Genomic DNA, 13,746 nt, shown 5'->3' with positions numbered 1-13,746 from the left:
GAAAATATTATTAAGCTCCTTCATCCGATAGTAAATCAAAGCGCGCAAAATAAGTACTTGCAGTTTCTCCCAAAAATTTGAAACCTATACTAGACTTCTAGGGTTTTTGTTGGTCTGCAATTTTTGGCAAATCATTTTAAACAAAGATATTTTAATGCTTGTTGAACAAGTTCTTTGTAATTGGTGCCAATCGGAATCATTTGTTTTCCAATTTCGATATCATTCGTGGTAAAAGCTGTGATTTTATTTGTATTAATGAGGAAAGATCGGTGAATACGAAGAAAATTGAATTGCTTTAATTCTTGTTCAATTACGGTGATTTTATATTTAGTTGTCACAATTCGTTGGCTACTGTGGATAGTAATATAATCTTTGTTGCTTTCAATATAAAGAATATCAGCAATCTCCAGCCTATGGAATTTTCCACCTGACCTGATTGTGATCGCTTGGTCTTTTGCCTCAGGCATCATGTTTTGGGACTGAATTTTTCGGTTTCTAAGATAACGGTCTATTGCTTTAAAAAAACGCTCAAAAGTAATAGGTTTTAATAGATAATCTACAACATCCAGATCATATCCCTCTATGGCATATTCTCTAAAAGCAGTTGTAATAATAACAGCCGGGGGATGCTTCAGTGTTTTTAAAAAATCTATTCCATTTATCTGTGGCATCTTAATATCTAAAAACATGAGGTCAATTGCCTCATGTCGTATAATTTCCAGGGCCTTTAGAGCAGTAGTAGAAGTTGCTGCCACTTCGAATATCTCCATTCTTTTTAGATGAGTTTGGAGCAATTGAATTGCTAACGGTTCATCATCAACTAAAAGACATCGTACTTTTATTTTTGAATCGATTATCATCAATAGTTAAATTGAATATGTTGAGTAAAGTTACAAATCTGCCTTGTGAAATATATGTTGTAAATTCATGATTTTTTGGATAAACTAATGCTAATTGTTTGCGTAAATTGCTCATACCTATTTTTTCAGTGTATACCTGCTCTTTTTGATCAACATATGTATTCTCCACTTTAAAATGTAGAGCGCCTTCCCGCACTATTAGATCAATAGCGATGCGCGGTTCGCCTATATCTTCTCCCGCACCATGTTTGAATGCATTCTCTATGATTGATAATAGGATGAGCGGGACGATTTGTACATCTTGGTCGATAACATGATTAAAATGCACGTTTAGACGCTTGTCATATCTAATTTTTTCCAATGCAATGTAATTCTCGAGCAGATTAATCTCTGTAGACATCGGAACAAAATTGCTATTGCAGCGATACAGTATGTGATCTAAGATTTCCGCCAATCCCGCGATTGACGAAGAAGTGATTGGCGAGTTGATCAACGAAAGACTATAGATATTATTTAAGGTATTAAATAGAAAATGTGGATTTAATTGCGCTTTTAAAGCATTTAATTCAGCTTCTGCCTTTTCCTTTTCTAACTGTAATGTACGTTGTCTTATCAGATATTGGTCTTTCGATAGCTTGATAAAGCCGAAAATCCATGCCAATGAAAAGTTTTGAAGGAAATAATCCGTGATGAGTTTTCTGAGATCGGTAATAATTTCCAATATCGACTCCTGGCTGTATGGAGGCTTACGTATCAAGGGTTCAAGCATATAGACAACCATGATCCGTGAAGTAGCACTAAGTAGATAACCGCCTATTATAAAATAAAGAATAACAATCAAATAATTTTCTCCTTTTTGAAACTTGGGGATGATAAAATAAGCTACAAAATAAGAAGCCATCATGTAAAAAGAGACGTAAAATGAGTTTTGGATCAGCATATCACGGATACTCATATCCGTTTGATATTGAGGAACGATGAAAACTACCAACCAGAATAATACGTGGCTAGAAACCCGATAAATAGTACTATAGCGAATAGCTTTTTCTACAATTGACATGTTAGTATCAAAGATAACGTTTCTATAAAAGAAAGGTATCAGTAAAAGACGAATACCGCAAATAGCCCTATAAATGGAGTTATTCTGTCGACAAAATCCATTTGCCTTCAATAGTGTGTTTTAATCTGCTTTATTCGACTTATCTATCGTCAAACCATCTTTCCTAACTGAGAATCCCGCATTTTCGTAGCAAATTCAATGTTATGAAGACAATAAAAGCGATATTAATTATTTTACTGGTAAGTCTTTTTACTGATCGCGGTCTAGGGCAGGAAATTCAGAAAGTCATTGTTAAAGGAAGTGTGCACAGTCGGCAAACACAATTACCATTGGGTGGTGCCAGTATTACCTTACGAGCTATATCAGGAGTACAAGGGCTAACGACTACGATGGCCTCAGCAAATGGAGAATTTAAAGTTTCTGTTGAGAAAGGCTACTACGATATCATAATAAGTTTTGTTTCGTTCCAGGCATTATTGCTTCCTAGGCAACAAATAGATAGCAATAAGGACCTCGGTACAGTAATGTTGCAGGCTAAAACCCAATTGCTGGAAGGTGCTGAGGTTACCGGAATGATGCCAGGATTGTCACTTGAGCTGGATAGGAAGGTATTTTATGTAGGATCAGATCTGTCAGCTAAAGGAGGTACGGCCAATGATGTTTTAAACAATGTGCCCTCCGTCAACGTTGACGGTAAGGGAAATATTAGCATTCGTGGAGAATCGGGTGTCCGTATACTGGTCAATGGAAAGCCTTCGATTATCTCCGCCAATAATGGATTAGAGCAGCTGTCGGCTAGCTCTATTGAGAAAATAGAGGTGATTAATAATCCGTCAGCGAAATATGAAGCCCAAGGAACTGCGGGAATAATCAATATTGTACTGAAAAAAAATATGTTAACCGGTCTAAACGGAAGTGTTCAGACCACTTGGACTACTCCTACAAATCATAATGGAAATATTAATTTGAGTTATAAAACGGATAAGGTTAATCTTTTTGGCGATGTTGGCTTCCGTTACCGCGATTTAACTGTCAGAAGCGAATTGAAACGAATTTCGTTGGGCGAAGGTAAACAACGCCTTTTGAAGCAGGAAACCAGTACGGATTGGGGGGGCAGAGGTCATAATTTTTACATTGGGGGCGACTATTATATCGATAGTCTAAATACATTGACTGCTAGTTTTTATCATAGTACGCTACTCGTTGATAATAGAATAGACAACCAATATGATTATTTCAGTTCAGGGGGCAAGCTGGATAGTACTACCCAGCGCTTTGAGCAATATAATGAGCCTAAAAAATATAATCAGCTTGAGGTTAGTTATGTCAAGACATTTGAGAAAAAAGACAAAAACTGGACGACAAGCATGCGTTATGATTTTTGGCATGATAATGAAAATCAATACATTAGCCAGTCGTCTGTTTTTCCGATGCCAGTTGCGACAGACAATTTAGTCACTCAAAACATAGAAAGTAGCAATGATATCTTTATCCAGAGTGATTATATTAACACTATTGGTAGTAGGGGCAAACTCGAAGTAGGTGGTCGTGTCGATCTCCGTGCAATTAGAAGTGATTATTGGGCTACTGCCAATGGTGTATTGTTGGAAGAATATGATAACAAACTTAATTATAATGAACGTCTTATTGCAGCCTATTTTCAATGGAACAATACTATGAAACGATGGAGTTATCAATTCGGTTTAAGGACAGAGCTATCATTGATTGAAATAGCAGATCGAAAAGGGGACTTTAACAAGGATAAGCGTTATATTGATATTTTTCCAACTATCCATTTGGGCTATAAAATCCAGGATAATTCCGATTTGCAACTTAGCTATAGCAGAAGGATTGACCGTCCGGAATTTCCACAATTGAATCCCTTTGGTGGTCTTTCTGACCTACGTAATCTTACTATTGGTAATGCGGATCTCGATCCAGCTTATACAAATGCAATAGAATTTATGCTAATGCAGAAGCTTTCACAATTTACGATCAACCCTACAATTTATTACAAATATACGAATAGCTTTTTTCAATATTTCGTGCAGGAGACTGCTGTGGACTATTTTCTTCGTTCACCTATTAATATGGATTATGAGAAGCGTTACGGATTAGAATTGAATAGTTTATATAGTCCTTTGCCAAATTGGCGAATAGCTCTAAATTTTAACTATTATGGTTTTAATCAACAAGGCAAATTTAGCGGTGAACGCTATTTTGTGAAAGGCAATCGATGGACTGCTCAGTTAAATTCCAGGCTCAGATTGCCCACAAGACTAGTGATAGAATCTGTATTTACTTATACTAGCAATTTTAAGGAAGTACAGTCCCTTAACAGCCCTGTATACAAATTTAACATCGCTATCAGCAAAGATATTTTTAACGAAAAAATGACTGTGAGCATGGCTTTCAATAATGTATTTGACTCCCTTGTTGAAAAGCAGACGCTCAACGGATCGACTTATCGTTTGGAGTCAAAGAATTATGGTGTTGGCCGGATTGTCAATGCTACAGCGACCTATCGTTTCAATAGGAAAAAGGAGCAAAAGGACCGTCTCCCAACTTAGAATTAAATGCGTTTTTACCGTAGTTTTCGAATCTGGGAGACAATTCCATTGTAGACCCTCAGAATTAAAAGCTTGGTTTAAGCCTCACATGTAATGGTAATTATGTCTTTAGAAAAAAAGCACACATGAAAACAATACTTCGCATTGATAGCAGCCTTCGGATAAAAGGTTCCTATTCTCGGACGATGGGTGATTATTTTGTAGAATTATGGAAAATAAAACACCCAAACGGAAAGATCATCGAAAGGGACATAAATCTGCAAATGATTCCCCACCTTACTCAGGACACTGTAAACGGTTTTTTTGATAGCGCTGTATCTTCCGAAATTCTTGCTTTATCGGATCAATTGATCGAAGAGCTATATAGCAATGATGAGCTGCTTATTACCTGTCCGATGTATAATTATGGCATTCCATCATCTTTAAAGGCTTATTTTGACCTCATCGTCCGTACAGAAAAGACTTTTACAAATGACAGTAACGGAATAAGAGGGTTGCTGACCGATAAAAAGGCATATATCATTTCTGCAATGGGCATGACTCAGCCCGCAGCAGAAGAAAAGAATCTCATTGAAATACAGATAACGCGTATCCTAAATCAACTCGGAATAGTAGACATCAATTATTTTCCAGTTGATGGTACCATAAATCCAGAACAGGCAATTATGAAATTAGAACAGCAAAGAAAACGAATTTATCAAAATTTCACTCATGCGGCTTTGAATAGCCAAATTCATAATCCTGGCTATTTATAGGATAGTCCTATTCATTGCCTATAATCAATAATTTTCACCTAAAGAATTGTACAATCAAAATACAGTCTATTTTGACCTTTAATAATTAATATAAAACAATATGAAAAAATCACTTATTTGTATTTTACTTGCCAGCTCCACGACACTATTTTCCTGTGGAAGCAAAGATGATGATCCAGTTCCAGAGCCGCCTGCAACTGAATCCAGTTGGAAACTCGGTGCCTATTCTTATAATAGAGGAGCCTCCTCTCAAAGTAATACCGGTGGTTTGGCAGGAATGACGGTGACAACATCCGGGGATGGGGGTAATCATGGCGCCTATTCTGGTAGCGCATTAACTATTATTTTTCGATCTTCTTTAGGAGCAGGGAAATATACATTAACGACCAGTAGTGTAATGTCGGCTAATCCTAATGTACGTTATATGGCGCTCACTTGCGTCGTAGGAACTGCAGTTACAAGCGGTGCAGTTAATTATGCAGCAACTACTACCTCGGGTGGAACGGCAGATGTTACTATAGATACCAATGGCAAATACCATGTTAATATTACGACACCTGTTACACTAGTAAAAACACTGGTAACTGGTGGCGGAATTCCAGGGGCACCAAACACCTATAATTTAACAGTGAAAAACGCCTATTAAAAAGCAGATTTGATAGCTCACAATTCGTGAGATCATATTTCGCCTCAATGTTTTTAGTATCAAACAATTATCGCCAAATAAATGCGTTCCCCAGAACGGATTTATTTGGTACTTCTTCCATCAAGATCATAAATTGGATGTTTTCGTGTTCTCAGTCATATTGCCGAATTTTAAGTACATGGCTTAAATTGCACAATAAAACCACTTGTAAAAAAGTGGTTTTATTGGATACAAAATCCCTGATAATACCGAAAATCTCTATTTTTGACGCGTGCGGTTTTGAGACAGGAGGCCAAAATCGTTTTTCAAGGACAATCCATGTTGTTACCAATAAGTGATACCCATTAGGCTGCACCGCGAATCACACGTAATAGTACCACGATAATTGCGATTACCAACAGCGCGTGGATTATATTTCCTGTCGCATAACCTCCAAAAAAACTAATTGCCCAGATGATAACTAAAATAACGGCAATGATGTATAATAAATTTCCCATAATGTTAATATGTTTTTTACTGATAACAATATTCGTTTGGATAATGTTTTATAATAAATCAATCAATCGAACTTTTCATACTTGACTACTATTCACATGTCAAGAAGGATTTGTCAAACGCACAAACATAGAAAGAACAAGTCTCGCCATTGGCGAGACCTGTTCTTTAGGCTTCCTGCTTTAAATCAAATGTATGGTAATTCTTATAGTGCACCAAGGATCGTACAGGTGTAATCAATTCAGATAGCAGTCCAAGATATATTTTCGCGATCATTTCCCAAGTCGTCTGTTCTCCATAACTACGAGCCTTGAAACGATGCCAAGCAAGTAAACGTTTAGATCTATATAATAATTTGATATGATCGCTCATGCTTTGGACATCATCAAAGGGTGTAAGAATGCCACGGTCATCTGTCAATAGGTCTGCAGCATGCCAATAAGGAGTAGAAATGACGGCGGCACCAGCTCCTACCGCAAAAGATAATGTTCCACTGCTAATCTGTTGCTCATGTTGATAGGGAGATAAATAAATATCACAGGCTGTTAAGTATTCTTTTAGTTGGTCATCGCTGATGAATTCATCAATAAAAATAATCTTATCCTGCAATTGCAACTGAGTTACTAAACTTTGTAATTCAAAGCGATAGGATTCACCCTCATGCGCCAAGACATTCGGATGAGTCTTGCCCACAATTAGATATTTGAAATTCGGCAGACTGAGTTCAGCCAATGACCGGATCGCATATTCTAGGCCTTTACTTCGTCCAATTAGACCAAAAGTCATCATCACAAAGTTATCTTGTAAGCCCAATCTGTATTTTGCCAAGCCTTGGTTGTAATCAAATTGAGGTACACCGTGGGCTATTACGTGGATTTTCTGGCGGTCGATTGTTGGAAAGAGATCTTTTAATAATTCACTACCTTTCGGCGATAGCGAAACTACCGCTTGAGATTTGGTAAGTAACAATTCCATGATTTCCTTTTGACGTAAGGACGGTGATTTCAATATCGTATGGAATATCGTTAACAAAGGAATTTTTAAATGATTAGCCAGCTGATTGATAAATATTCCATCAGCTCCGCCGAATATCCCATATTCGTGTTGGATAATACAATAATCGTATTCCTCATTGATGATACGTACAGCCTGGATATAACTGTCAAGTCGCTCTTTGTCGATAACAAAGCGAACGGCAGGATCAAACTCTTCGGAGCCGGATTTGGACACTGCGATCACCTCAATGGAGACTGTCTGATCCAATGCCATTCCTTTGCTAAGGTCTTTCGTGAAAGTAGCTAACCCGCATTCCTGGGGTGGATAGGTACTTATAATAACGATTCTTTTCATACACTTAGTCCTCTTTTGTGCTGTCGTTCTCGTTATTTACTGGAATACCCAAAATAGCCATTAATAGTAAATAATATCCCTTTTCTAGGCCGATTTTCTTTGCTTTTTGATCTATATTTTCCATATGACATTTTATAATTAAGGTGTTATGTTGTTTCGTTTTATGCATCAAAAGCTGTACCCATAAGCGGATATTTATTGCAGATCCGTAGTTTACAAAGGCGTATTCCGTAAAGTGATACAGCTCTTACCGGACAAACACTGCTTGACCAGGTATTTTTCCCCCGCAAAAGAAAATTTATGCCAACACCTCAAATTGCCTGCCCCAACGCATAGGAAAATGTATTATGTATTTTACCAACTAACACTTTGGATCATAATGATAAAATTCGATAGTAAATTGAAACAGAAATGCTGCTTAAATTTTTGATTTTAATGTACTTTTCAAAAAACTACTGTAAAACTTTAAATTATACCTCATAATATTTAAGAAAACATCGAATAACCAATAAAGATTTGAAACAGGCAATTTAATCTTTAATTGCTAGCGCACAACATTTTGCGAAGCTTGATGAGCCAATAAAGACTAGTCTTGGCGATAAAGACAAGGAAAAATCATCGATAATCAATTAAAATCAAAATAAACCAAAAATGAAAAGAAGAACGTTCTTACAGACATTAAATTTGGGCATTGCATCCGCAACATTCTATCATGGTGCAGGAAATGCCATGTCATTAACAGCTATCTTGGACAGTAATGTTCGGGAAAAGGAACTCTCATATCACCGAATACAGGAAATAAAATATTCGAACGTTCAGATGAAATATCCCCGCCTTGTGGGGAAAAATGCCCGACTAGATCTGCATGGCTATGGCCCTAATGTGGAAATCTGTGTTATCAAAACAGACAAAGGTGCTATGGGCTGGGCTTCTTTACGAGGATCCAGAAAAGATGCAGAGCAGATGGAAAAGGAACTCCTCGGTAAAAAAGTATCTGAACTTTTTGCTTCCAATATTGGAATTTTGAATGACAGGCACATCGCTTTTGATATTGCCCTTCACGATCTTGCGGGAGTAATCTTGCAGAAACCAGTTTATGAACTACTTGGTCGCAAGACGCCATATACCACTGACTATTATAGTGGAATGATTTATTTCGACGATTTGGAACCATTGGAAAAGCCTGGAGGTATAGACCGGATTCTGGAGGAGTGCCGATATGATTATGAAGTTGGCTATAGACAATTTAAGCTTAAGATCGGGCGGGGCCATAAATGGATGCCCTTCAAAGAAGGGCTCCAGCGAGATATTGATGTAACCAATGCAGTGGCCCAAGCCTTCCCTGATTGTGGCATTTTAGTGGATGGGAACAATGGTTTTACAATAGATCAATTCATCCAATATCTAAAAGGTATTCCATCGGTCAGCTTATTCTGGATAGAAGAACCCTTTCATGAAACCGTTGTTGACTATCAAAAACTGAGAAATTACATAAAAACTGCGGGGATAAACACTTTGTTGGCGGATGGTGAAGCAGATCCCAATCCAGCGCTGCTTAAGGAGCTCTTTGAAAAGAAACTATTGGACGTACACCTTACAGATATCGAGGGCCTGGGCTTCACGAGCTGGAGAAGATTGATGCCGCAATTGAAGAAAATGGGTGCGCAGGCTTCCCCGCATGCATGGGGCTCTCTGCTTAAGTCCTACTATACGGCACATCTAGCAGGAGGGCTTGGTAATACGATCACCATAGAGGGGGTAACGAGCACGTCCGACGACGTTGATCTTTCCGGCTACAAGATCCAGGATGGCAAACTGATCCCACCATCCACAGCAGGTTTTGGAATGCCTCTTCTAAAGAAAATATGATAAATGATCACAGTTCCCTTCTCCGCCCCATATTACTTATGAGGCGGATTTTTAAACCCAGTACCCAAAGTCTAAAAGCGAAGTATGGGAAGACCATTAATGAAAAGAGTTGGTCGTTGTATCGATATAGTCCAATATAGTTAGTAAACGATTATTCTTTTAGTGATTAATTTTTGTATATATTAGGGAATAATTTGTAGTTTTAGTGTATTGAAATTCAAAGTTATGAAAGCGTTCCTGAATTTTACAGCGATCTTTTTTAGTATTATCACTACAACAATCTACTGTCAGGATTTAAAGGTAACTAACGCGATCACATTATTCCTTAAGGATAGTCTCAATCTATCTAACTTGAATTACCCAAAATCAGTCATCCGGTTCTAAGCCACAAACAATTGTGAAAATCTTTGGGTTCAAAACCCTAAACTATTGGCAGCTAAATTGTTGGCATTCGATAGTTCAAAGGATAAAATTCCGTGTTGGAAGACGCAGTGAAAACGTATGGTAAAATGGATTTTGTTTTGAAGCAGCCTGTATCCATCATCATCACTTATCTGACTATGTCGATAAAAGATGAGAAACCAACTATGTACGACGATATATATCAACTCGACAAATCTCCAGAAGATAAATTGAATGAAAAAATGCCAAATACGATTGCATTTTGATAGATAAAATAATCTTTCAATACTAAGCCCTAAATGAGACACAAAACAATCACGCGGATAGTCTCCTTGATTTATTTGATCTTTTGTTGGCTGATTAGTCACGGATAATTGTAAAGTTATAGCGGATAGTAAATACAACTTAACGAATTATAAATCATCCCTAGATATCGAGAAAACCGTAAGTATATTTATATAAAATTATGTCGACACTTATGATGTAGTAGTAGTTCATGGTATGAATTGGGAAAAACACTGCCATTGGACGAGGTAGCTACATTATAATGATTTCTTTTGCTCTTCAATAGCAAGATTTGAATAATGATATTGAAACACAATACACAGATAAATGAAAAAAGTACTATTTCTACTCGCTATTTTACACTTATTTTTTTCTTGTAATGGACAATACAAGGAGCAAAGGAACTTTTTTGAGAACGGTCAGGTTAAGGAAATATATTATTTAGATGAAAATGGCCAATTGACTGGCGAAGCAAAAATATATTTTGACAATGGAAAGTTGTCGACGGTCAACAAATATAAAAGTGGAAAGAAAATTGGTGAAAGCATGTGGTATTGGAAAAATGGAAAACTAAGAGGTAGTGTATCATTCGGTGAAAATGAAAAGATGTCTGGAGAATGGAAAGAATACCATGAAAATGGACAATTGGGAAACAGTGGAAATTATGAAAATGGCGAAAAAACAGGCGCTTGGAAGTATTATTATGAAAATGGTCAACTATCGGCTTTAGGAGATATGAAAAATGGGAGTTATATAGATCAATGGAAATTGTATTACCAAGACGGAACGACAAGAGGATTAGAGCAATATGATGAATACGGACGTCCAGCGAGAGAATGGAAAGAATACTACGAGAATGGACAATTGGAAAGCATTGGTAGATATGATGATGGAATGAAAATTGGCGATTGGAATTATTATTATCAAAATGGACAATTGGAACATGTAGAAATCTATAATCAATACAAAAGATATAACGGCGAATGGAAATTTTATAATGAACAAGGCAGTCTGGTAAAAACAGAAATCTATATAGATGGAAAGGAAACTGGAGATTGGAAATTTTACGACGAAAAAGGAAATTTAATTAAAACAGAGAAACACTAGGAGACTCCATCTCAAGACAAAAAATAGAGCACTTACAAAATAGCATTAAATGAAAAAAAAAGTAATAGTATTTACATCAATGTTTTTATTGTGGACTGTTGCTTTTGGACAAGGAACACAAAAAACTAATCCTCTGATAAAATCAGAAGAAATAACCTATCACGGAATAGGTAGAAGGCATATTAACAGAGTGGATCGGAAAGGTCTCGATGAATATAGAGAATACAATGCAGATGGTACCGTTTCAAAAATATATATAGTAGAATTTGACAAAAATAAGGGTAAAAATAGCTACAATTTAAATGAAAGATATGTTTATGAAAAAGGAAAACTCAACAAAATAGAAGAAATTGGCACAAATACAGCTGAAAAATGCCAAGAGGTTTTGTTTTCCTATAATGAAAAAATGCAATTGGTAAAAAAGATTGAAAACCAATTCCAAGCCAATAAGCTAGTGATGAATCAGTTGAGTGCATACACCGATTATTGTTATAATGTAAATGAAGAAATAGAAAAACGTTATGAATATGATGAAACAAAACAAGAATTTCTGTTAACTTCTATCATCACTAAAATATATGACTTTCATAAAAATATTATTCAGGAAAAAACAGAGAATTTTGATGGTAATATATCAGGGGTAGTTAATATAAAGTATGATAATTTCAATAAGCCCATAGAGCTGGAGTCTTCTTATTTTAAAGAAACAAAAAGTTATAAATACAATTCGCACGGTGATTTAGAAGAAGAAAAAACCGAGTCTGAAAAACGTTCTACAATTGAATTATCAAACTATTCTTATATATATGATAATTATGGAAACTGGATTGAACAAAAGGAAATTATTAAAAGAAATCCTAAAGACGAATTTGAAGGTGGACTTCTAATAAAAAGAAAAATTGAATATTATGAATAAAACTACGACTAAAAAGGATTTATCTTATTGTTTTTAATGGTTTAGATGATTGCTTTGCTTTTACAATAACTAACTGATAGATGTTCACCAGATCAGAACAAGTATACGTTACGTAACTGAGAAAGATAAAAGCTCGTAATGGAGCCTAAAATCTGTATATAAAGCCGCAAATGAAGAAAAATGGGGCAAGAAATATCCTCTTGCTGCCAAATCCTGGATGGATAACTGGACCAATATTTCCACTTTCTTTGAGTACGAGGATTAGGTTCGTAAGATTATATACACCACAAATCCGATCGAGGGAATTCACCGTCAGATATGAAAAATCATTAAACCGAGCGAAGCGAGCTCATGAATGCCTTAAGAATAAGCTCTAATGAATAATCTAAAGGAGCTTTCAGCTCCGAACAACATTAATAAAATTGATGTATTTGATCATAAAGTATATCTCTGAAAAGTGGACGACGCCGGTGCACAACTGGGGCTTGACCATATCCCAACTTAACATTAAATTTTGGGATAGGCTCAAACTTGATAGAGGCTTTTAGATTTAGGGTAATTATCCAATGACACAGTTTGAGTTGCACTCCCTATTTTATAAATCCTGGCTGTTGTCGAATCATATTACGGATATATCCTGCCTTTTCGGTGTATGTTTCAATGGCTTTAGCTGAGATAGTAATTTTATCAATGACAGCACACTTTTCGGTTATAGATTTCTCCTCTATTTGAAATTGTTCCATTTTTTGTTGGTTTTTATTTTGACCCAAAGTTTTTACCGCCATAAGGATTGACCTGATAAGGACTATGGCTTTTAATGTTTTTTTCATATGTACTTAGCTTATTGTTTCCATTTCACTTTTCCATTATTGTCAAACATTTCGATAGAGGGGTTACCTAGACTATCAACCTTTAAAATAATTCTCGGTACTTCATTATTATCTTTCATTACCAAAGATGCATTCCCGTTTTCCGTTAGCAGGTTGATACGATTGATATTATGCCCTGGCTTACCAGATAGATCTTTATCGTTAATCAATAGACCAGCCCTGAAATAATTGTCATGTTTATTATCCTGTGCCAAGATACCGATGGCATCGGCATTCTGATAATCAAATGCTAGTGCGTTCAGATTAGTCTCCTCATTATCAGTAATCGCCAAACCACCTCTTTCGTCGCCGTTTTTATCAAAGAAAATAAGACCTGCGGGAGAGTAAGCCCTTTTGTACGTCTTCCCTTTGATAATGGGCTGCGGAATGTTATCTGTGTTTGCAATAACTACACGATTTTTTCCAGATCTGTCCTTGATATCTATTCTTTCTGTGGTTAAGCTGCGCTCGTTGTTTAAAAAAAAGTAGGCTACACAAGCCATTAGGACGATATTGGAAAGAATAAGTGCGGTTAAAAATATCTTTATTGTTTTAGAAATTG

General features: G+C 36.3%; 13 protein-coding genes and 1 pseudogene. 8 read left to right on the top strand and 6 right to left on the bottom strand.

Translation table 11 applies throughout. The features are described 5' to 3' along the window. Nucleotides 1-131 precede the first annotated feature (131 nt). Together AC07UV_RS22335 and AC07UV_RS22330 are read right to left on the bottom strand one after the other, a co-directional pair. Entirely contained in the window at nucleotides 132-860 is a 729-nt protein-coding gene (locus tag AC07UV_RS22335; protein WP_495185363.1) for a LytR/AlgR family response regulator transcription factor, read from the bottom strand. Then, nucleotides 817-1,920, bottom strand: coding sequence for a sensor histidine kinase (locus AC07UV_RS22330; protein ID WP_495185362.1), 1,104 nt, complete (start codon nucleotides 1,918-1,920; stop codon nucleotides 817-819). Before AC07UV_RS22330 ends, AC07UV_RS22335 begins: the two co-directional genes overlap by 44 nt. 203 nt (nucleotides 1,921-2,123) lie before the next feature. Here AC07UV_RS22330 and AC07UV_RS22325 point away from each other — a divergent pair, with 203 nt between their 5' ends. The 3 genes from AC07UV_RS22325 to AC07UV_RS22315 all read left to right on the top strand — a co-directional run bounded on the left by AC07UV_RS22325 (nucleotide 2,124) and on the right by AC07UV_RS22315 (nucleotide 5,891). After that, nucleotides 2,124-4,490 carry a TonB-dependent receptor gene (locus AC07UV_RS22325; RefSeq protein ID WP_495185361.1) on the top strand — a complete coding sequence of 789 codons (2,367 nt, stop codon included), beginning with the start codon at nucleotides 2,124-2,126 and terminating at the stop codon, nucleotides 4,488-4,490. A 125-nt stretch (nucleotides 4,491-4,615) separates the two neighbouring features. Further along, a complete protein-coding gene (locus tag AC07UV_RS22320; RefSeq protein WP_495185360.1) occupies nucleotides 4,616-5,245 on the top strand; it encodes an FMN-dependent NADH-azoreductase in 630 nt (209 codons plus the stop codon). Nucleotides 5,246-5,345: 100 nt separating this feature from the next. Further along, nucleotides 5,346-5,891: a hypothetical protein gene (locus AC07UV_RS22315; RefSeq protein ID WP_282254703.1), complete on the top strand. Its 546-nt coding sequence runs from the start codon at nucleotides 5,346-5,348 to the stop codon at nucleotides 5,889-5,891. A 344-nt stretch (nucleotides 5,892-6,235) separates the two neighbouring features. On the opposite strand, the gene AC07UV_RS22310 is transcribed toward AC07UV_RS22315, so the two are convergent. Beyond that, nucleotides 6,236-6,388, bottom strand: a complete 153-nt coding sequence (locus AC07UV_RS22310) for a lmo0937 family membrane protein (RefSeq protein ID WP_223585335.1) — start codon at nucleotides 6,386-6,388, stop codon at nucleotides 6,236-6,238. A 166-nt stretch (nucleotides 6,389-6,554) separates the two neighbouring features. After that, a complete protein-coding gene (locus tag AC07UV_RS22305) occupies nucleotides 6,555-7,736 on the bottom strand; it encodes a glycosyltransferase (RefSeq protein ID WP_495185359.1) in 1,182 nt (393 codons plus the stop codon). Between the two features lie 651 nt (nucleotides 7,737-8,387). On the opposite strand from AC07UV_RS22305, the gene AC07UV_RS22300 reads away from it, so the two are divergent. The 5 genes and pseudogenes from AC07UV_RS22300 to AC07UV_RS22280 form a co-directional block, all read left to right on the top strand. Continuing rightward, complete coding sequence (locus tag AC07UV_RS22300; RefSeq protein WP_495185358.1) at nucleotides 8,388-9,605, top strand: enolase C-terminal domain-like protein; 1,218 nt, start codon at nucleotides 8,388-8,390, stop codon at nucleotides 9,603-9,605. A gap of 479 nt (nucleotides 9,606-10,084) precedes the next feature. Further along, a complete protein-coding gene (locus AC07UV_RS22295; RefSeq protein ID WP_495185357.1) occupies nucleotides 10,085-10,273 on the top strand; it encodes a hypothetical protein in 189 nt (62 codons plus the stop codon). A gap of 346 nt (nucleotides 10,274-10,619) precedes the next feature. Beyond that, nucleotides 10,620-11,399 carry a toxin-antitoxin system YwqK family antitoxin gene (locus AC07UV_RS22290; protein ID WP_495185356.1) on the top strand — a complete coding sequence of 260 codons (780 nt, stop codon included), beginning with the start codon at nucleotides 10,620-10,622 and terminating at the stop codon, nucleotides 11,397-11,399. A 49-nt stretch (nucleotides 11,400-11,448) separates the two neighbouring features. Further along, complete coding sequence (locus tag AC07UV_RS22285; protein WP_495185355.1) at nucleotides 11,449-12,315, top strand: hypothetical protein; 867 nt, start codon at nucleotides 11,449-11,451, stop codon at nucleotides 12,313-12,315. Between the two features lie 82 nt (nucleotides 12,316-12,397). Beyond that, nucleotides 12,398-12,863 (top strand): annotated as a pseudogene (locus AC07UV_RS22280) (transposase); the annotation flags it as partial. Between the two features lie 42 nt (nucleotides 12,864-12,905). On the opposite strand, the gene AC07UV_RS22275 reads toward AC07UV_RS22280, so the two are convergent. Beyond that, complete coding sequence (locus AC07UV_RS22275) at nucleotides 12,906-13,145, bottom strand: hypothetical protein (RefSeq protein ID WP_495185354.1); 240 nt, start codon at nucleotides 13,143-13,145, stop codon at nucleotides 12,906-12,908. An 11-nt stretch (nucleotides 13,146-13,156) separates the two neighbouring features. Continuing rightward, a partial coding sequence (locus tag AC07UV_RS22270; RefSeq protein ID WP_495185353.1) for a hypothetical protein occupies nucleotides 13,157-13,746 on the bottom strand: 590 nt, incomplete at its 5' end.

It is taken from the genome of Sphingobacterium sp. GW821-FHT03E03, assembly GCF_059420745.1.
This window is presented reverse-complemented; position numbering and strand designations above follow the sequence as displayed.